20 protein-coding genes, 1 tRNA gene and 1 other annotated feature (1 of these 22 running past the window's edge) are annotated in these 20,123 nt (G+C 45.5%); of the genes, 6 read left to right on the forward strand and 15 right to left on the reverse strand.

The window, feature by feature from the left end; all coding sequences use genetic code 11:
* Window positions 1-227, reverse strand: a binding site (T-box leader) (it extends 18 nt beyond the left edge of the window).
* A 446-nt stretch (window positions 228-673) separates the two neighbouring features.
* The 3 genes from cotQ to ACQXR1_RS11135 all read left to right on the forward strand — a co-directional run bounded on the left by cotQ (window position 674) and on the right by ACQXR1_RS11135 (window position 2,623).
* Entirely contained in the window at window positions 674-1,009 is a 336-nt protein-coding gene (gene cotQ / locus ACQXR1_RS11125) for an inner spore coat protein CotQ (protein ID WP_046160707.1), read from the forward strand.
* A 159-nt stretch (window positions 1,010-1,168) separates the two neighbouring features.
* Entirely contained in the window at window positions 1,169-1,630 is a 462-nt protein-coding gene (locus ACQXR1_RS11130; protein WP_326273023.1) for a GNAT family N-acetyltransferase, read from the forward strand.
* A gap of 168 nt (window positions 1,631-1,798) precedes the next feature.
* The gene (locus tag ACQXR1_RS11135) at window positions 1,799-2,623 is read left to right on the forward strand and encodes a YsnF/AvaK domain-containing protein (protein WP_071581549.1); all 825 of its coding nucleotides are present in this window, start codon (window positions 1,799-1,801) and stop codon (window positions 2,621-2,623) included.
* A gap of 58 nt (window positions 2,624-2,681) precedes the next feature.
* On the opposite strand, the gene ACQXR1_RS11140 is transcribed toward ACQXR1_RS11135, so the two are convergent.
* Window positions 2,682-2,798, reverse strand: a tRNA-Arg gene (locus tag ACQXR1_RS11140).
* Between the two features lie 111 nt (window positions 2,799-2,909).
* Window positions 2,910-3,746, reverse strand: a complete 837-nt coding sequence (locus ACQXR1_RS11145) for a helix-turn-helix domain-containing protein (protein ID WP_430772125.1) — start codon at window positions 3,744-3,746, stop codon at window positions 2,910-2,912.
* 137 nt (window positions 3,747-3,883) lie between these two features.
* On the opposite strand from ACQXR1_RS11145, the gene ACQXR1_RS11150 reads away from it, so the two are divergent.
* Window positions 3,884-4,090, forward strand: a complete 207-nt coding sequence (locus ACQXR1_RS11150; protein ID WP_317161304.1) for a helix-turn-helix domain-containing protein — start codon at window positions 3,884-3,886, stop codon at window positions 4,088-4,090.
* Between the two features lie 8 nt (window positions 4,091-4,098).
* Here the strand turns inward: ACQXR1_RS11150 and ACQXR1_RS11155 are convergent, their stop codons facing one another.
* Together ACQXR1_RS11155 and ACQXR1_RS11160 are read right to left on the reverse strand one after the other, a co-directional pair.
* Complete coding sequence (locus tag ACQXR1_RS11155; protein ID WP_430772126.1) at window positions 4,099-4,731, reverse strand: hypothetical protein; 633 nt, start codon at window positions 4,729-4,731, stop codon at window positions 4,099-4,101.
* Entirely contained in the window at window positions 4,718-5,995 is a 1,278-nt protein-coding gene (locus tag ACQXR1_RS11160; protein WP_430772128.1) for an FtsK/SpoIIIE domain-containing protein, read from the reverse strand. Before ACQXR1_RS11160 ends, ACQXR1_RS11155 begins: the two co-directional genes overlap by 14 nt.
* Window positions 5,996-6,436: 441 nt before the next feature.
* On the opposite strand from ACQXR1_RS11160, the gene ACQXR1_RS11165 reads away from it, so the two are divergent.
* Both ACQXR1_RS11165 and ACQXR1_RS11170 read left to right on the forward strand, forming a co-directional pair.
* Entirely contained in the window at window positions 6,437-6,661 is a 225-nt protein-coding gene (locus tag ACQXR1_RS11165) for a transcriptional regulator (RefSeq protein WP_129092577.1), read from the forward strand.
* Window positions 6,662-6,706: 45 nt separating this feature from the next.
* On the forward strand, window positions 6,707-7,042 hold the full coding sequence (locus ACQXR1_RS11170; protein ID WP_430772130.1) for a YolD-like family protein: 336 nt from the start codon (window positions 6,707-6,709) through the stop codon (window positions 7,040-7,042).
* Here the strand turns inward: ACQXR1_RS11170 and ACQXR1_RS11175 are convergent.
* From ACQXR1_RS11175 to ACQXR1_RS11225, 11 genes are all read right to left on the reverse strand, one after another.
* Window positions 7,039-7,359, reverse strand: coding sequence for a hypothetical protein (locus tag ACQXR1_RS11175; protein WP_430772132.1), 321 nt, complete (start codon window positions 7,357-7,359; stop codon window positions 7,039-7,041). The genes ACQXR1_RS11170 and ACQXR1_RS11175 overlap by 4 nt on opposite strands.
* Before the next feature lie 121 nt (window positions 7,360-7,480).
* Complete coding sequence (locus ACQXR1_RS11180) at window positions 7,481-7,738, reverse strand: holin (protein ID WP_017695214.1); 258 nt, start codon at window positions 7,736-7,738, stop codon at window positions 7,481-7,483.
* Window positions 7,739-7,757: 19 nt separating this feature from the next.
* Complete coding sequence (locus ACQXR1_RS11185) at window positions 7,758-8,693, reverse strand: N-acetylmuramoyl-L-alanine amidase (RefSeq protein WP_430772134.1); 936 nt, start codon at window positions 8,691-8,693, stop codon at window positions 7,758-7,760.
* Window positions 8,694-8,765: 72 nt separating this feature from the next.
* Entirely contained in the window at window positions 8,766-8,969 is a 204-nt protein-coding gene (locus tag ACQXR1_RS11190; protein WP_033881227.1) for a BhlA/UviB family holin-like peptide, read from the reverse strand.
* A 24-nt stretch (window positions 8,970-8,993) separates the two neighbouring features.
* A complete protein-coding gene (locus ACQXR1_RS11195) occupies window positions 8,994-9,164 on the reverse strand; it encodes an XkdX family protein (protein ID WP_430772136.1) in 171 nt (56 codons plus the stop codon).
* Window positions 9,165-9,458, reverse strand: a complete 294-nt coding sequence (locus tag ACQXR1_RS11200) for a hypothetical protein (RefSeq protein ID WP_259606953.1) — start codon at window positions 9,456-9,458, stop codon at window positions 9,165-9,167.
* A 15-nt stretch (window positions 9,459-9,473) separates the two neighbouring features.
* Window positions 9,474-10,595 (reverse strand): BppU family phage baseplate upper protein, encoded by a 1,122-nt coding sequence (locus ACQXR1_RS11205; protein WP_430772138.1) that lies wholly within the window; start codon window positions 10,593-10,595, stop codon window positions 9,474-9,476.
* A gap of 36 nt (window positions 10,596-10,631) precedes the next feature.
* The gene (locus tag ACQXR1_RS11210; protein ID WP_430772140.1) at window positions 10,632-12,209 is read right to left on the reverse strand and encodes a hypothetical protein; all 1,578 of its coding nucleotides are present in this window, start codon (window positions 12,207-12,209) and stop codon (window positions 10,632-10,634) included.
* 17 nt (window positions 12,210-12,226) lie between these two features.
* Window positions 12,227-13,753 carry a phage tail protein gene (locus tag ACQXR1_RS11215; RefSeq protein WP_430772142.1) on the reverse strand — a complete coding sequence of 509 codons (1,527 nt, stop codon included), beginning with the start codon at window positions 13,751-13,753 and terminating at the stop codon, window positions 12,227-12,229.
* Window positions 13,754-13,762: 9 nt separating this feature from the next.
* Window positions 13,763-14,581 carry a phage tail family protein gene (locus ACQXR1_RS11220; protein WP_129110663.1) on the reverse strand — a complete coding sequence of 273 codons (819 nt, stop codon included), beginning with the start codon at window positions 14,579-14,581 and terminating at the stop codon, window positions 13,763-13,765.
* Entirely contained in the window at window positions 14,581-20,073 is a 5,493-nt protein-coding gene (locus tag ACQXR1_RS11225) for a phage tail tape measure protein (protein ID WP_430772144.1), read from the reverse strand. The genes ACQXR1_RS11220 and ACQXR1_RS11225 overlap by 1 nt, the downstream gene beginning before the upstream one ends.
* Window positions 20,074-20,123: the final 50 nt, after the last annotated feature.

A 20,123-nucleotide genomic window follows, 5' to 3' on the forward strand; every position in this document is an offset into this window, starting at 1 on the left:
TTTCTTTCCGCGGTACCACCCTTGTTTATGGCCTTAGTCGGCCGTCTCATGGATATTTCTATCCGCTTTAGTAACGAGTGAATCAAATTCACCCGGCCAAGTCCTACTGTCATTTCAGACTGGCACTCTGAGGCGAGTTCACCTTGTAAAGCTTCGCCGGTTCTCAGCTAACCCGGTTCTCTGTGGAAAGCTTTATCAAGGCTACTTATCCTCATCTGCGCTTTTCATATTCATCCTTCAGAACGCCTTGCAAGCTGTTCAAGAAGGTCGATTGTTTTTCATTTTTTCAGAATCATATTGCGATCATTTTCGCTTGTGAAGCTTGCGTTTATCTTTTGTTGAACTCATATTACGCCGCTTTGGACGCAGTGTCAACAGCATTTTTTAAAATTATTAGACAATTTTGATTAATCAATCTATATTGTATACGCTTTCATTATTGGTACAAAAGGAATTGCAAATGTTAAAAGTTTTTATAATTTTTTTATTAATCTATCAAGGATACACCAGAATAATTCAATTTTACATAAACGTGTAAGATTTTATAACGCGCTATAATTCGTATGGGAATTGAGTCTGGCAGATCATCTTGCAAACCATTTCAATCTGGATAGGCACTCCCCTTGTTCCCTCGGCATACATTAATGGTATCTTGCAAAGAAAAGGTGATACGATGAATAAATCATTTGCAGACATGCAAGGATTTCCTGCGGGCTTTCCAAGCTTCCCCAGCTTTCCGCAGCAGCATTATCCTGCTTCCCCTGCCTTTTACCAGCAAAGCCAGCAGCCATTTGGAGGATACGGATACGGACAGCCGTTCAGCCAGGCATACAGCCCGTTGACCACTCCCTCTGCTATGTACTCCTCTTATCCATACACTTCAGATTTTTTCGGACAGCAATTTTCAGGCACTGGCTTCAGCGGCCATAGCGGCGGGTTCAGTATTCCGGCGACACATGTCGGCGGTTTTAGCGGAACAGCCGGTGTGCATGGAGGCTTTAGATATTAAAGAATACTGCAAGGGCCGAACAACGATTTCGGCCTCTTTTTTTGCTTTCAAACATCTTTTACAACTCATATATTGGCTTCAATACTGTCAGATTTTCTGTCTTTATAGTTGGAAACAGGATGAAATATGATTAAGATCAAAGTTTGAGGAGGAATAAAATTGCATATAAAAATAGACGATTTAACTGGACGTCAGGTGGTCTCACTTGTGAATGAGCATTTACATAGCATGACGCTTATATCCCCGCCAGAAAGCACTCATGCCTTAGGTTTAGAGAAACTAAGAGAGCCTGAAATAACATTTTGGAGCGCTTGGGAGGGTGATGAACTCGCCGGCTGCGGAGCGCTAAAAGAACTGGACAGCCGGCATGGAGAAATCAAATCAATGCGAACTTCTGCTTCACATTTAAGAAAAGGCGTTGCCAAACAAGTTCTCCAGCACATCATTGAAGAAGCCGAGAAGCGAGGTTATGAGCGACTAAGCTTAGAAACGGGTTCAATGACTTCATTTGAGCCGGCAAGAAAATTGTATGAAAGCTTTGGTTTTCAGTATTGCGAACCGTTTGCAGACTATGTTGAAGATCAGAACAGTGTGTTTATGACGAAGGAGCTGCAACTATGAAGATAGATAAGACAGAGGAAAGTCTGTCTTATCTATTTTTTTGTATTTACACACTTTTCACCCTTTTGATACCCACCCAATGTTTTCAATTTTGTTTAATTCAAAGAACAGCGGGAATTACAAACGACATGAACGATATCATGCAAATTCATAAAGGAGGAGATTGATATGAAAAGCATAGTTGGTGTATTCGAAACTCCGCAGGAAACCATCGCAGCGATTGAAGGCTTACTCACAAAAGGCTATGATTCTGACGACATCTCTGTTGTAACAAGCCGGCGAGATACAGATTATTTGGAGTCACGTACAGGAACAGAGGTCAATCAAGCCATCGATGCACATCAGGGCGAATCTGAATCTTTTTTCGATAAACTGAAAGATTATTTCACAATGGATGATACTGCTGCACACAGCAAAGCATTATCCGATTTGGATATTAAAACGGATGAAATAGACAAGTATCAAGAAGATTTGGATGACGGAAAACTTCTGGTAGCCGTCGATACAGATGCAGATGTAAATGCTCCTCTTGATAACGGCAATGCCCTTTCAGGCGGCTTTTCAAGCACAAATGAAATGGCGGATTATACAACGAAAGAAGAAAAAACGATGCCGCTCCGGGAAGAACAGCTGAAAGTCGATAAGGAAGACGTTCAAACCGGTGAAGTAGAGATAGGAAAAGAAGTAAAAACAGAAAAAAGAGATATGGATATCCCGGTGAGACATGATGAAATTTATGTCGAACGCCGGCCAGTGGATGAAAATAAAGCGGATGCTTCTCCCGTCAACGATTCGGAAGAAATTAGAGTGCCAATCGTTGAGGAAAAGCTGGAAGTGACTAAAAAACCGGTTGTCACTGATGAAGTGGTTGTCGGTAAACGCACTGTTGAAGAAAATGAACATATTTCTGAAACTGTGAAAAAAGAAGAACCTCGTCTGAATAAAGAAGGAAAAGTTGACGGCTTGGATGATGATCCGTTAAATAACAAATGAAAATCATAAGCCGACAACAAAAAACCTCAAATCCTAAATGGATTTGAGGTTTTTCTTTTGGTACGTCCCAGGAGAGATTCGAACTCCCGACCGACGGCTTAGAAGGCCTTTCGTTATGTCTTCGGTATGTCAAAACGCTGATTCAATCGGATTTCAAGGTCCGACGTACAAACGCTAGTCTTACGTTCATGATCGAATGGTGCCTACGTTCTCTATTATTGCGAATAGTAGGCGAAATAGTCAAGCGTAAATATTAATAGAAGAAACTCGCTACGGCAAACGTAGGTCACTCCGCAGATTCAAACGCCTTCCTGAAACGTTCCATAAGCGATCCGCCATGATTTAAGCGCGCCTTAACCGTCCAAGCCGCCTTCCTAAACCCAGCGTATAGGTAATCGTCGAAACGCTTAATTTCGTGTGATTTCGCTTTCATAATCGTTGCGTGCCACGCTTCAACGAAAGGCGCCGCATGTTCTTCGAGTCTGATCGATCTGTCTACGCTTGCCTTAGCGCGCAAAAGAATTCCGTAGTATTTATAAATTTTATCTGCGTCAAAGTAGCGAGCCATTGCGTTATAGATTTCGCTAGGAAGCGCGCCTTTTAACGCTTCAGCCGGCACAGTCGCCGTATCTAATACGTTATTTTGGTTTTTAGAACGCTTAATTAAATCCGATGGTTCGTTTTTCGTTTTCGGTGCTTCAACCGTTGATTCCGTAGGCTTTTCGGCTTGTCCGCGATTGGACATTGTCGACTGGTCACCCTCGGACAAAAGTACGTCCTTCGGTTTTTCTTCTCCGCTTCCGACCGGCAGGATCACGATTATGTTCGCGCCTTTGCCTCCGTTAATCTTCCTCGTCGTAGCGACCTTCTTTACGATGCCAAGCCTCGCTAATTTATTCAGCGCCCGCCGCGCCGTCTTAACGGATTTATCGATTAGGCTCGCCAACGTTTCCGCTTTGAGATGCGCCGCCCCGCTAAACTTAACCGCGTAACGTGCGATCATCTTAAGCGCCTGGCGATCCGTATCGTTAAGTTCGTATGTATTGCGCTTGATATGTTCGTAAACAGCTTCGTTAAGTTGAGCCGTAGAGTCGAACGTTTGGTGTTCCGCTAAGTAATGCATATCACCAACCCCTTTCACTTTATCGATATATCAGTAATTAAATAATATTAACAAATTATCAATAAGTCAATAATTTTATTTACAAAATATCGATAACGCGATAAAATATAAATATCAAATGTCTAGGGGTGGAACAAATGCGCCTTTATATAAAGCTTGAGGAAATATTAGAAAAGCGTGGAATAAAGAAAACGAAATTCGCTGAAGAGATAGGCGTAAGAAATAATGTAATCTCTGAACTGTGTGCAAACCAACGTAGCACAATAAACCGCGAGTATGTCGCCAAAGTCGCTAAGGGCTTAGGCATTACGGATATGAACGAATTGTTTGAGTTTCGCGATTAAGCCCACGATTAATTCGCGGGCGTTTTCTCTTTCGGCTTTGTTATCGACTGAATAAACGCAGTAAAGGTCGGCGCCTGGAATACCTTAAACGGAAACGAAGGAAGTCCGTATCGCGTATCCGATAGAATCAGTACGTGCGGAAACATTATCCGTTCAGGATTCTGCCACGATTCCAGCGCAATAATGCCCGACTGGAAAAACGCTTCATACCGGTCTAACTTTTCGCGCATCTGTTTTTCCGAATAGACCGACCGCTGTACCTCGATAAAGAAAGGCGTCCGCCGGTATAACGCAAATATATCCGGCTCGACCGTTCCCTTTTCGCCGTACTTCGGCTCCACCAAGAACGACTCCAACGACTGTCCCCGCATCTCTTTATAAACGTTACCTATCGCAAGAAAATGATCGATCTTGGCGCTGTTCTTTTTCATCGTTGTTTCGCCGCCAAAGTAAACGTAAGGCTGGCGCGCCGTCGATCGCTGAATATGTCCGTCCCTAAGCAACCGCAGCAGAACGTTATTGGCTGCGTATTTTGGTCTGCGCAAATTTCCGAAGTGTAGCTCGGCAATTGTATCGCGATCCATTACGCGAAATTTATTAAGATCCGCAATGATCGCTTTATCTCGGTTAGTAAGGGCCATCGATAAACACGTCCTTTTCCGTTAAGATTTCCGGATCGGCTGCCGGTGGCGTTACGTCTTTGGTCGGCGCTTTCATTACGCAGTACGGATTTAGCAGCGCCTTTGCTTCGTTCATTTCGAGATACGGCGCCTGCAGTTCGTAGGTTTTGTCGGCCGCCATTATGAACCGCCCGCTTACGTCTAGCTTCTCGGCGCCTGGCGTATTGACGATTCGGGCCTCCGTTATATCGCGAAGCTTAAAGCCCATGCTTACGGTTAGATTCGCGCGAATAGTCGTATCAAGCGTCTTGGCATTCGGACGCTGCATCGAAAGAATTGCGAATACTCCAAGCGTACGTCCTATCGCGACGAGCTCCGCTAATACGTCCATGATCTCGGCGTCTTTTCTTAATAGAAGAAACTCGTCAATGCAGACGACTATATACGGCCGGCGCTGATCGTCCGGAAGTTCGTCGATATGGCTTATTTCGAATTGCTCCGTCAGGTTGCTGCGTTCATCTAATTCGCGTTTTATGCTTCGTAACATTCTTCGTATGTCTTCTGCGCTCGTTAGAACGCACTGTACGTGTTCGACTTTCCGGAATACGTGAAACTCCGATTTCTTACAGTCGGCGAGGTATAATTGCAGTCGGTCGGGTCGGTTCTGTTTAATCAGCGTCGTCAAGATCGATCGTAGCTGCGTTGACTTTCCACTACCTGTTTCGCCCGCAATAAGAATATGTGGCTGCGTTAATAAATCGAAGCTGACGTAACGGCCGTGGCGATCTTTGCCTGCAATAATGCCTAGCTTATGGCGCTCTATAACCGGCTGGATTTCCGCAAAGTCATAGCGCAATACGGCCGGCATTTCGGCGCTGTAAACCGTAAGCACATAACGCTTTAGATCGCCGCTTAGTTCAACGTTGCGTCCGAATACTTGCCGGAACACAAATTCCTTTTTCGCGATTTCTTTCGGGTCCATTCCGTTTAGCAACGTAAATACATATCGCGTTCTCTCTTCGTTAATATCAACGTCATGGATTTTCGGATATCGGCGCGCTTCTTTTCCGCTAGACAAGCGTTTGGCTGCGCACAGGCCGGCGGCATCAAAGGCGTACTTTAGCGTCTGCTTGGCGTGAAGATTGCGCAAAAACCGTTTCATATCGCGTTTAAAAAACGCAGTAGCAACACGGCATACCCCGCAGGTAGGACGAACCGTAAGAGCCCGTTTACTGCGTCTCCAATATACGCAAATTTGCCGCCGAACAAGCGACCTTCTAGCCAAGCCGCTCCGATGCAGACCAAGCCCGCGCCACCTACTAACGCGTACAAGCCGACTACCTCCGGAGACATATCGAAAAATCCTGCCGCTGTGAATCCGTCGGGCACGAACGAAAACGCCCGTGTGAGCCCCGCCCTGTCGTTCCTTCGTCTCGCTTCGCTCATCTCCCTCACTCCTTAACAAATTTCGTAAACGGCTTCGTTATGGGCGTTAAACGCGATAAAGTGCGGTAGGTTAACACGGTAATAACCATTACGGAAGTCGCCACCAAGTGCGGTAACCTTTTCGCAACTCTGCCGAACCTACCCGCACCCTACCGTTTAGCTGCCGTGTAGTTGCCGTTTAATAAACGTTACGCGATACGGATCGTCCAATATCACAGTTTTTTGCCCACGTTTAACTTTCCGATTTTTTGGACACGCTGATTTTAGGAGGTGTTGTCCGATGTTTGGACTAGGTAAACGACGCAGCCGATTCGGCCGCTTTTTAGATCGAGAAGGAATCGCGCAGGAGGAAGTTCGCCAAAAGGCCGGTATAGGTCACGGCACAATGACGAGCATGTGTAATGATCGCGATTATGCGCCGCGTATTTCAACGTGGGTAAAAGTACAGCGCGCTTTAAGGTCGCTGGGATACGAAGTCGATCGAGAGGATTATTTTGACTGTTGATAACCGAACACATATTCGCATATAATAAATGCGGAGGTGTTCGCCATGGAGATCGAGGATAAACGGTGGGCGATGCGCATTATATTACCGGAGCACAGAGCCGACCTAGCACGCCAAGCCGAAGAGAAACGGAAAGTTGAAAAGCCACAGCTAGATGCGCAGCAGATCGAGGATATGGAAATGACGGTCGCTGAGTCGATGGAGTTCGGTGCGCCGCTCGCATTCGAGCTTTACGACGAGGGGTACATACGCGAGGTAATTGGCGCAGTACATTACGTGGACCACATACGGAAGGAGTTTCGCGTGAAGGACGCCAAAGGCGATACAAATTTCGTTAGGTTTGCGGATATCATAAACGTAAAAAACGCCCCATCCGGTTAAGGACGGGGCTTCTTCCAATCTATCGCTATATTCTGCTTACACTTACGGCAAGTTACGTTATGTTTGCCATACATGACAAAGTTGTTCTTAAATTCACATTGCGGACATTCTAAGCGCTCACCACCAACGAAGGCTCCTAAAAGAAGAAATACGCTAATGGCGCCGAGACCAAGCCCAGGCAAGATGCCGATAATTGTGACGATCAAAATGACGCTCAACAACAAAAGTGCTAAACCGAGCATTCCCATAATTAAACGAGGAACCCACCGCCCAGCAGTCATTCGCCTTCGTTCTACCTCTACCCGTACAAAATCCATCCGCCTTACCTCCGTTATATGAGTTAGTAAAATTATACTACGGCGTCAAACTTATCCGCAATGAGTTTTTATGTACGCGAGCACCTACGTTATCATACGTAAGCACTCGCTAAAAGTTTCGTTATTTCGTTGTACCTTCGCGTTTTGCTCCGAGTTCAAAAAGACCTGTCGCAGCTAATCCCGCAAAGCCGCCGGCCCATAACCGCAACACCAAGTCGAGGTCAGTAAACGGATATGCTACCGCACCTAGTCCGATGCCAATCACGAAGCTTAACGCCGGGATTACATTAGTCGGAAGCTTAACCGTTTTCTTAACGAGTTGAACAAGCGCCGTTAAAATAGGCGCCAGTACAGTCGCGAAAATTAAAACGTCTTGCATGTTATCGTCTCCCTTTTGGTTATTTTATTGTTGCGCCGGTTGATTTCGCAGCATAGATATTTACTTTTCCGAACTGATCCGTTTTGATCGTATAGACGTCCGTTTGTGGGTTCGCAAGGACTTCGTACTTCAGACCGCCGAATTTCTGAGGGCGCAAGTAGCCGCATTCATTTCCTTTAACCGGCGCTTTGTTAGTCGGATAGATACGCCAAGAATCGGCCGAAGCCGGAAGGTAAACGTATTTCTTTCCTTTAGAGGTCGACGTTGAACCGCCTTTAAGCTTGAGCACTTGACCAACCGTAATTTTATTCGCGTTCTTGATACCGTTGTACGATTGAAGCTTCGCCATACTTACGCCTGTTTTCTGCGCGATTTCGGAAAGTGTGTCGCCTTTCTTAACGGTATAGGTAGAGCCGGAAGTCTTGGGCGCTGAAGCAGACGGTTTAGGCGTTTTACCGCCGAGCGCTTTAAGTTCCGCTGCGATTGCCGCCTTTACAGATTCCCAACGTCCTTCAGCGAGCACGCGATGTGGACAATATTTGCCGGACCAATCCTGGTGCTTTCGGACACGATCAACGCCCCAGCCGCGCTCTTTTAACAGTTGCGCAATAAACTTAATCGCCAGCTTTTCGGCCGCTTTGTACTTAGCGCCGCCTGATTTCGAATAACAAACCTCTACGCCGATAGACGTACGGTTTCCGGAGTTTACTCCGTCACCATCTCCGCAATGGAATGCGTTACGATCCGTCGGAATTCCTTGAACGACTTCCTTATCGTCGACCGCAAAATGATAGCTCGTTGAACTTGTGTTTCCGATCATATATCGGATCTCTGCGTCTGCCGATGCGTCGTTTGCCGTATTGTGGAACGTAATGTACTTTGCGTTCATGGAATACGGACACTTTAATTCGCGCTTATTTCCCGCCACCAAGTTTTTTCGTACTGAAATCGCCATTTTATCGTCTCCTTTCGAAATTAAAAAAGCCCGCCGGGACTCTCACCTGACGGGCGTATTGCGTTTATTTGGTTACTCTCTTCCGCGAAATTTTTCTTCGAGTCTATCGATCTTATCGATGATGACATCATACTTATCGCTAAACTTATCGAGTAGATCCTGCAGCCTTGATTCGCGTTCCCGGTTCGACTTCATGACGTAAATAAGAAGCCACGTAAAAAGGACCGCGAAGGGCCCTTGCGTTAAAAAATATTTAATTACGTCTAGTTCGCCCAATTATGGCGCCCTCCTTTCCGTTAATTAAGCAATATCTTCACTAGGCGGATTATCCGGATCGTAAGGATCTCCGGTAATCTCTTCGTATTGTTCCGGTGTGATCCGACCTACTGCGACGACGTCGTGGACCTGCTTTTTCGTCCAAAGGCCGTTCTCATAAAACCCTTTAATATACGTAAACCAATCGATTGCCATTTACGCTCCTCCTAACGCGATTAAGTAGTATAGATCCGCCACTTGTTTCTGAAGGACTTCGATTTCTGACGGTCCGGGGTCAGGCGGCTGTAAGCTGTCGATGTATTCTTGTGTAGCTGTTTCGCGCCATTCCGATTTGCCTTTATCGAACACCGGTTTATACATGCCGGCGCCGTCGGGATTAACAGGAGGGATATCTGTGTACCCTTCCGGAATATCCTCGCCGTCATTGATAATCATATTTTCTGACGGCACATAATTCATTTTGTTGTCGTATTTGTATATTTGTTTCATTCGATAACTCCTCCTCTACAACGCTTTAAATGCGAAATCAAATTTAATATAGTTCGTGTTACTGGATACGCTTTCTACGATGACTTCACCAGTAGATTTGTATGCAATCCGAGCAACCTGTGCCGACCCTGACGCTATTTGTATACAACCCATAGATCGTGGCGGCCGCATGTTTTCAGGGAGTGTAAAAACAGTCGTTCCAACAACGCCTCCTTTTGCTTCCCCTCGCACCCATACTGTTTTCGACGCGTCAATTCCAAAAACTACATCTTCGCCGCCGTTGTAGTGAGACCAGCCGTTCTGCAAAGTCGCAACAACCCACGAAAAGTTAGATACGTAAGTCTTGGCGTCAGCAAGCGCCTTATCCGCTTTTTCTTGCGCGCCATTCGTTGTTTCTTTAGCGTTCCAAGCTGTTCGCTCATCAGCCGTGATATGCCGTGTAGTATCATCGTCATGCGCCTTAAATTCTATCTTACTCGCCTGCTGCACGTCATCTACATTCGATAAGCCAATCTGCGCTTTTGTTACCTTGTGAGGATTATCCGTCTTAGCTGCGTGTTCAGACGTATAAGCCTTTGCGTTAGCTTCCGCTGTATCTGCCTTTTCTTGCGCTCCCTCTTTCGTTTCAATTTGGTCGAGATCGGAGAACTTCGCTTTTAATTCGTCCAGAATTGCTGTTTCTTCGTCATACATCGCTATGATTAACGCCTTTAATGATTCGAAATCATCGACGTAATACTCTGCGAGAGATGCGATGTTCTGGTCCGCAAGGCTTTGCGATACTTCAAACCCGAATTTGTGAGCAGAGAGTGATTGCCCGTTCGTATATTTCAGAATGAGTTGACAGTTGAATTTGCCGTACATTTTGATTTCATCTTCATCTAAAACATACTCTGCGATACCTTTCAATGGATCAACTATCGTGACATCCCGTATTCTCTGCTTACCGTTGGACGGAACGAGGATTACTTTTCCGGTCACGGCTGATAGTGGCAATGGGATTCCGTCCTTACGTAAATAAAATATCAACTTTGCTGTATTAATATCTTGCGTTGAAAATATAAAAGCCGAGTGATAATTTCCTTCTGTTATTGCGTTTATATCAAACGCGTAAGAGCCATTTTTATAAATAGCCAATATCCGTTACCTCCCTTTAAATAGCCGCCGCGTGAATTAATTCAAATACCACTCAAAAACAATTGGGTACCAGGAATTCACATCAGGACTAGGGTGTCTTGTGGATAATATTTTAACTTTTCCGTTCGGTTGGATTTGACAAACGGCATTGTACCCTCCTGATGTTGGAATCGTAAAGGCCAACACTCTATCAGGCGACCACTCAGGATAGTAGCTTATATACTCTGTGTCCATAGTCGTTATGCCTTTTAGTTCGGCCTCTAGACGTATTTTATTTCCTATTCTTCTTATTCTTGGTAGGCGTTCTAGAGAGTAGGCAGTTGCACCATTTAATAATTCTGTGCCCATCCATCCCGTATCTTTGCGAGATTGGTTTGCGTTTACATCCAAGGAATATCCCAACATTCGATTATGCCGTACAAGAACAACGTCGGCGTTATTCACGACCTGAACTGCAACTAAATCTCCTTTGTACACACAGCACGATTCATTTTCAAAGTTATAGTTGTAAATATTCGGAATGAAGTTAGAAAACTTTTTATTGATCGCACTAGCGAGTGAGTCTTTTGTGTAGATATAGTAATTTAAGAGTTCCCCAGCTAGGTTGTACACGGATATAGCTGGCCTCCCGTTGCTTTTACCGTGTGACATGAATAGGAACCCATCATTTAGGGTTATGCCTTGTACCTTCTCCAAGTTAGGAATATAGTCTACAGTAAAATCGGTGTATAGAACGGGATTCCCTATCTTTATCGATTCCCAAGTGTACACATAAGCATGAATGCTAGATTGATTTACGGTTATCGAAGCAAAATAATATTTGCTAGCCGCGTATTTACTACTTACATCAGCTATAATTAAATCCGAGAGCTCTCCTGTATCGTAATTAAAAATGTTATATCCAGACATTTTTGAAGCTTTGACGATAAAGCATAAGTTACCTTGGTCATTATAAAAAAATGACAGCCCCTCAGTGTATGCGCCAGATTCTATAGGGATTGATTTTCTTTCTTTGAAACTCCCTGTATCAAGATCGCGAATTTCAATTCTCAGTTCTGTTCCTTCATTTTCTTGGGAAGCAACATAGATTTCATTTGTCAGCTCGTTTATATTTGCAGATTGCGGCCAAAATAAAGCTTCTTCCCGCGCCTTAAATGTAGTCATCGCTTCCACATTATTCAAATAGCTTAAAGCATCCTGCGAATTGGTTATTAATTCAACCGTCTTGTACATTTCTGCTAGTTGGTTCTTATTTGCTTCTAGTTGAGTCTTAATTTCTCCCTTATCTGCATCCAATCTTTCTTTCAATACAGGATACACAAAACCATCATCGTCTACGCGTGCATCCACAACCTCTTTTATGTTGGTTCCATCAGCATTTAAAATTAAATTGTTTATTCGGTTTTTCGCTTTCTCAATTTCGTCTGAGACTGTTAATCCGTCAAAATGGATTATTTGCTCGGACGTATGGGCTGCAGGACCTTTAATGTGAGCCCTTAGATCGCCGTATGCTCCGCTAATGTCTTCCGCAATATCTTCTAGATTGTCATTATAGCTGTTTCTAAAATTACGATCGAAAGCGCTGCCCGCTTTTTTGTAAGGGTAATTCGGCATTTGTCTCCTCCTTCATGCTAAATTTTAAATTGCGTATTTATCGCGATGAAAGCGTTCGGAGTCGGGTTGGTACTACTCTCTACGCACACATCCCCGTTCGTCTTTACAACTCCGGTGAAAATATAACCCGGTCCAGCCGAACCGCAGAAATAATACGGATAAGTAGGTCGATATTCTATAGGCAGCGTATAGATTGGCGTAGATGTCCCGATCGTCCCATTCGCGACAACACCCCGTAACACTACCGTCCCTACCATATCCTTGCCGAATTGCACTACGGAGGTTCCGCGGGCGTCCGAGTATTGACTCCATCCGTTTTTAAAAGTCGGTGCCGTCCACGTTATATTCGTTAATCGCGCTTCTAGTGCGGCGGCCGCTCCTCCAGCTTCCTTTGAATCCCATGTTAATTTTTGCGCTGCAGTTACGTGGATGTCCGTGTTTTTCACGTGAGCATCTAAGTCGCTCTTAAGTGCTAAACCGGACGTGTTGATCGCGCTTGTTTTAATGGTACCGGTCGAAGGATCGATTACTTTATCAACCGTTTTCTTAGTCGTATCAAAGTCCGCGATTAAGTCCGAAGCCTTTTTCGTAACTGATCCGAATGTAAATACCGGCGGCTTTTTATCGTTTGAATAGTCTTCGATAGTTAAGACACGCAGTTGAACGTTTATATCAAACGGCTCAATAACGCACCATAAATAATCGCCTTTTCTTACGTCTGTAATGCCCATACTTGCGAGTTCAATAGCCGTGAATGTAAGCGATATTTCCATACTGTCGCCAAGTTTGCTTTTCATCTCCGCTAGTAACGAAGCTTTATCCGTAAATCTCTCGTCCTTGACCGGTTCAGCGTGCTTTATTCCGTAGATCGATGCTAAGGGACTTGTATACTCCGCCTGGACAACATAGGTGCCGTCCTCTCTTTGCTTACCATAACCGCGAATGTATGTCGCAAAGCTACTCGTATCAATCTCTTTCTCCGGCTCACTGACGTTGTATTTATACCGCAGGAAAGGTTCGTCTTTTTTGCTGCCGATCTTCTTCGCAATGAAAATGTGCTTTCCGACGTAATCAAATTCCGCGCCAAACTTTTCGAGAATGCTTCGCAGTAAAGCTAACGAATTATCCCAACCGAAGTTCTGAACCTCAACCGATGTCGGCAAGTCCGTATTATCCACCTCGTACGTATAGCCGGTGCCCTTTAACGCAAAATCGAGCATCGCATTTATTCGCAGCGTGCCCGATTTCTCTTCGTAAACTCGATAGTTTATCAAGTCGTCAAATATGCGATGAAGGGCCGTCACTTCGACGCCCACACCGTTTTTAAACGTTTTTTCCTTATGCGTTTTGATCACGTACTCCTCGTCTTTATAGATGAGGATATTTTCGTTTTTCACAAGTTTATAACCGTGCTGATTAATCTCCGTCTTATGGCCCGTCACACTTAACGTCTTCTCGCCTTCGACACCGTTACTTCGCGTTACATAAAATCCCGGCAGAGGTTCGGCGATTCCCGATATGTCTTTAACTGCTAATATAGTCATCGCATACACCTACTTATATAGAAAGTGGAAATCGAAAGATATTTCGAAGCTTCCCGACGTGCCGGAAAGTTCAACCTCGTTCCAACCGGGCGCAAGCGAAATATAACCTCGATTCGTATTAGCGTATATGGTCGCACCGTTCTTTAAATGGCGAAGGCCTTCGAGTGTGATAGTATCGCTAGTTCCGGAGCTCCCCGTATATGATACCGATTGATTTGTCGTTTTGTTTGTAATCGCGAAGTTAGTTGAAGCGCCTTTATATACGATATTTAACGGAACGTCTTCGGAGGGATCTACGGTAACATTGCCGGCATTATAGACACGAAACCTAGTCGTTGTGAACCGATATTTCATATCGTCAGATAAAATCATCCCTTGCGATATTTGCCACTTATCGGAATCAAACGTTAACGGGTCGAGCGTCGAACCTAAAGAAGCCGCAAAAGGAAAAGCAGCCGTAAACTCAACCGTAAGTTTCCCGCTCCTCGGCGTGATATCTTCCGGTTCGTACGTGCTGCTTACCTTTACGGACCAAACCTTTCCGGGCTGTCGCGAATCTATTATTTCCATTTCGTTCTGCGTCGCGAATAAATCGTACACCTCGTCTAATAGTAAATGATAATCGATATGATCGACGCCTTTAAAAAGAAAGACGGCCGTTAGCTTACGAACATCGAAGGTCGTACCCATATCGATTGATCCGTTGCGGCCGTCTACTTCCTGAAGATCTGTACGGTGGGTTAACGAGTCCTTGCGAAAACTAAGGAGACGCAAACCGAAATTACGGTGATCGATCGTTTCACCGTTTTTTATAATTATTAGATGCACTACCGATCACCCCTAAATAATCTTTTCATCGTAGCTTGTTGCGCTTGCGAGCTGTCGACGTAGTTAGTTAAAGCGTCCTTGTCTACGCGTACGCTCGGATCTTTTTGCGCGATTATATTAAGTGCCGCCAAAGATCGTTGCTCAACACTAACTAAGCGCTCAAGTAGGTTCGCTACAACCGTCTGATCTGTTCCGCTTTCTACGCCTAATTTCTTACCGGTTTCTTTATAAAGCTGAAGCGCTCGTTGACGGTTGTTCTTTAACGGAATAACAGCTTCCGGACCTTCTTCCGCAACCCAAGCAAGCTGTTTCTGCGTTACGATGTCGCCGATTTTGTAACCTTTATACGGGCCACCTGCGCGCATTGACTTGATGCCCGGCGTATTGAATACTGTTCCGTAGCGCGAAATGATGTACCGGATTGCTGCAACCGCATTGTGGACCGGATTCATTATATCGCCCATGCCTTTCATCTTATGCGAATCAAACGTTGTTCTAATTGTCTGCATAAGCCCCATCGACGGTGTTCCGCGCTTCCAGTTGCTATCCCATTTGTTGATCGTAGAAGGTCCAGTACGTCCTCCTGATTCCTTCATCGCCATGGTCGTTAAAGGACCGAACCAATTGCTCGGAACCTTCGTAATCTCCATCGCTTTCCGAATCCACTGTTTAACGTTGCCTGTCGCTTTTTCTCCGCTTCCGAAACCGCCGCCAAAATCATCTATTTGCTTCTTGACGAAGCCGACCATTGACGACTTAATCTTTTCATAGGCCCCTTTCGCCATACTACCGAATACGCCAGAGATTTCCGGAAGTTTTAGGCCGAGACTGTCGGCAACTTTCGAGACTAGTTTCTTCGGATCTGAAACGTAATCCCATACGTCAAAAGCGAATTCTTTGACTTTGTTAACGGCACCCTTCGCGACATTAACGACGGTGTCTTTCGCACCTGAAACTGCGTCGACGCCTTTTTCGAATAGGTTTTTCTTCTTCGTACCTTTCTTAAAGGCCGGGATACCTTGCGCGATAAGTTTTTTCGTCATGTTATGCGGAAGGACTTGCGTTCCTTTCGGCAAATTAAATAGCGTATCTCTGCCGGGACTTAGGCCGGTAAATCCGGAAGGTGTACGGAATAATTCAGGACCGCCACCATCGCCGAGGATTGCGGGACCGCCTGGATGTCCGCCTGCTGACGTACCTTTCGCGTATCTAGGAATCTCTAATTTCGGAATGTAATGCTTTTTGTCAACGCCGATTAGCCCTAGAACTTTGTTGATTCCGCTCTGCGTTAAACCATTGACAATTCCTTCGATGCCACCAAGAAGTTTATTACCTAAAGATTTAACTCCACCCATAGCCTTATGCGCCATGTTTTTAATTCCATCGCCTATCTTACCGGGAAGTTCTTTCGCATTTGTAACCATCTTGTCAAAAGTTTCAACCGCAAAATCTTTTATTCGTTTAAAGAATTTTTTAGTATTTCCCCACAAAGAGTCCCAAGCATTTACCGCACCGTCGACTACTTTTCCTGCCAGGTTTTTAACGGTTCCCCATATACTGTTCCATATACTCTTCAGAAATCCCCATATCGCATTAAAAACAGAAGAAGTTACAGACTTTATTAGGTTCCACGCAGTTGTAACAGCTAATAAAACTAAGTTAACGGCACCTTTTATAACAGAACCAATAATTGTCCACACGCTCTTCAGTATCCCTAAAACCGCATTCCAGACACCTTCCCAATCCCCTTTAAGTAAAGATGAGAACAGATTGATAATGTTTGTAACAATGCCCAGAGCGCCCTTTATTACACCAACAATAACAGGGAATACTATCTGCACGACTTTGAGTATGAATTGTATTGCAGGTATCAAGACATTTTGAATTATAAAAGAAACAGTTTGAAGTATTGCTACAATAACTGGAACTGATGCTTGTATAACAGCCAAAACTATTGGAAATACTGCCTGCACTGCACTAAGAATGAGTGGAAGTATATTAACTGCTAAATCATTTATTACTGAGGCGAATAACTTAATTATCGTTAAGACAACTGGCATAACCGCTTGGATTATCGACAGAATAACTGGAAAAATCGTTTGAACTGCGCTCGATAGCAGTGGTAATAAAACGCTCGCAATTACTTGAATTACAGGAACAAGCGCTTTAATGATACTTAATATTGGTGGAAATACTGATTGAACAATGCTCAGTATCGGTGGAAGTAGTGACGTAAAACCTTGAACAAGTATCGGAATTACTGCCGTTACGATTTCTGTAACGACCTGTAACAACGTGCCTTGGACCTGCGCCCACACGCTTACTAGTCCACCAACCAAGCTTATGATTCCCGGAAGAACCTGCGCAAAAGCACCCGCCAATTCTCCGAGTAAAGGCGTAATTTGAACAACCGCATCAGAAAACGCAGCTCCTAAAGAACCCGCTAAACTTACGAACGTCGTACCTAATTGCGCGAATGCTGGACCGAGCTCTGCGATCGCTGTACCTAAATCCGAAAATGCCGGCTTTAACGTAGCTAGACTCGTAACCATAACGTTCATTGTTTCCGCAAACTGTGGCGCTAGTTCAGCCGCAATCTGTCCGAAGTATAGGCTAAACGCATCAAACACCGGTTGCAACGACGTCATTGCGCTACTAATGACGCTTGATACTTGCGACCAAACAGTTGTAACCGAGTTGCGAAACTGTTCGTTAGATTGGTAAAGTCGGAATAAGAATCCGGTCAAGCTGACCAACGCTGTAATCGCGAAGCCAATCGGCCCAGATACGCCCATTAACGCCAAACCAAACGCTGTGATCGTCGGCGCAACGATAGAAATAACGCCGCTTACGCTTGAGAATGCCGTCTTAAGTTGTGCGAAGAACACGCCCGCAGCTTCCGATACTTTAGCTCCGATTCCCTGAGCAAAAGACTCCGATGCTTTCTGGCCGATTGAATAAAAGAACGATCCGATTGCGCTAATGGCCGCATTAAATCCGCTTTGTATTGCGGTACCTATGTTAACCGCTCCCGCTGCAAACCCGTTCCACATGGCCGGCCCTTTTTCGAGCAAATACGCTGCTACGCGATCGACTGCCGCTACGATTCCGTCAAAAGCTACCTTCGCGCCGTTATATGCGACTAAGGCTCCGGCTTTGATTGCGTTAAACACTACGCCAAGGAGTTTCTGTAGTTGTTCCGAGTGTTTGTATACGAGAACAAAGACGGTAACTAGTGCGGCTATGCCCGCTATTGTTAACGAAATTGGACTCGTTAGGGCCGCTAATATCGACGTAAATATTCCCATCATGCCGCCTGCCGCCGCAATCTGAACCGACAAAAGACCCCACGCGATTTGTAAAGAACCTAAACCGACAAGCGCGCCTCCGATTCCGGCCAGTAGAACGCCGAGAACGGTTACGACGCCGAGAATTGCCGCAGTCGCCGCTAGCGTGATAGCAACGAATTTCTGCATACCTGGCGATAGATTATTGAACGCGTCAACGACCTTTTGAAGCACGGCCACTAACGCCGATACGACCGGAGTTAAGGCTTTACCGATGTTAATCTGCGCTGTTTCGAATGCGCCCGAAAGCTCTTCGATCCGACCTTTAAGGTTATTCATCCGCTCAGCCGCAACATCGGCCGCTTTGATTTTTCCCATCGCTTTCGCCATGTCGTTAAATCCTTTAGAGCCCTCTTTTCCGAGGATCAACGCGCCGCGGATTGCGTCAGAACCGAATATTTTATACAGCGCTTCTTGCTTATCCTTCGCAGTCATGCCGTCAAGGGCTTTCGAAAGCTCTCCGGAGATTTCCGTCATACTTTTGATGTTCCCTTGCGCATCGAAAAATTTGTTGTCCATTATGCCGAGTGCGTTAGACGCCTTAGAAAACGCCTTTTCGAAGCTGTCCGTTCCTTTCTTAAGTCCGGTACTTTTTTCTACGTACTTGTCTAACGCATTATATACGTCGCCGAGGTTCTTGCTTGCCGGCTTAAATCCTTCCTTAGAAAGGACATCGAACGCCTTATTCGTATCCAACGTTACTAGACCGAGAGATTCCATCGTTGTATAAGCGCCTTCAGTCATCGGTACCAAACGGCTTAGCATCGTTTTAAGTGACGTACCCGCATCCGATCCTTTAAGACCGTTCTGCGCGAAAACAGCAAGCGCCGTCGCCGTATCTTTAAACGTCAGCCCCATTCCGGCAGCAACCGCAGAAGTCATCGATAACCCGTACTTCATTTCTTGAACGTCGGTTGCCGAAGAGTTGGCCGCCCCTGCCAGAATATCCGCTGCTTGCGCAACGCTGAGATTGTCGTCCTTAAACGCGTTAAGCGCAGTCGAAGCGATTTCTGCCGCATCCGCCAATTCAAGACCGCCCGCCGTTGCCAACGATAGCGCTCCGGAAAGCCCGCCGTTTATAATATCCTGCGTAGTTACACCGGCTTTTACTAGCTCTTCCATACCCTGCGCAGCCTCTAGTGCGCTGTATTTCGTATCAGCACCGAGTTTGACCGCAAGGTTCGTTAAAGCATCGCTGTACTTATTCGCTTCTTCCGGATTCATAACCGATTTAACGTTCGACATTTGCTGTTCGAAGTCCATCGACTTTTTAGTCGCAAGGCCAAGCGCTCCACCAACCGCTAAGGTAGCCGCGCCGAATGATGTCGCGATTTCCGAGCCGATCGACTGTAAATTTCCGCCGACCGTCCGGAGGTTTTCGCCGCTCTCTTGTGCTTGCGTTCCCATGCGATGCCATGCGTTGGCTTGCTGTTCTATTTGCGTATTGGTCGATCTTAATTGCGCCTGCGTTTCGCGAAGCTGTGCGGTCGCTTCGTTCATACGAGCGCTAAGTTCCTGCGTTTCCTGTGCGTCCTCACCTTTTGCGCGTTTAGATTCGAGATATAAACGGCGAAGGTCTTTGAGGCGCTGCTGCTGAAGATCAATCGATTTATTTAAATGGTCGGCTTTCTGCCTCAGTTGGTCCGAGGTCGATCCGAAGTTATCAACGCCAGCCGTTGACGCTTTAAACGCCGCATCAAGCGCACGCATTTTCGTCGTGATCGTATTGACACTCGCGTTTAGCTTAGCGCCTAGCTGTGCGAAACCTGTACTCTGTTCCTTAATCCGTTTGTTGACGAGATCGAGTTGGTCCTCGGTTTTCCTCATGGCCGCTAACGCTTTATTGTACTGCGTTAGTAACCTAACGGAGGCAGCCGCATCTTTTCCTTTTGTCCGCACGCTTTCTTCGTACTGACGCTTAAGATCGGTTAGTTTCGCTTTGTGTACTTGTAGCGTCCGATTTAGTACGTTCGCTTTCTGATTAAGAGTATCGAGACTATTATCGAATTTACCTGCGCCAGCCATAGTCGCCTTGAATTCGCTATTAAGCGCACCGAGCTTTCGGTTGATATCTGCAAGTCCTCGCGTTAGGTCTGCGCTTTCTAGTCCGATACTGACTCGCAATGAGCCGAGTGATTCCGCCATGCTTTACCTCCTTTCTAAAAACCGAGTACCTGATCGATATAGACTTCCTG

It is taken from the genome of Bacillus sp. ATD, from assembly GCF_050585765.1.
In the GTDB taxonomy this organism is placed as follows: domain Bacteria; phylum Bacillota; class Bacilli; order Bacillales; family Bacillaceae; genus Bacillus; species Bacillus stercoris.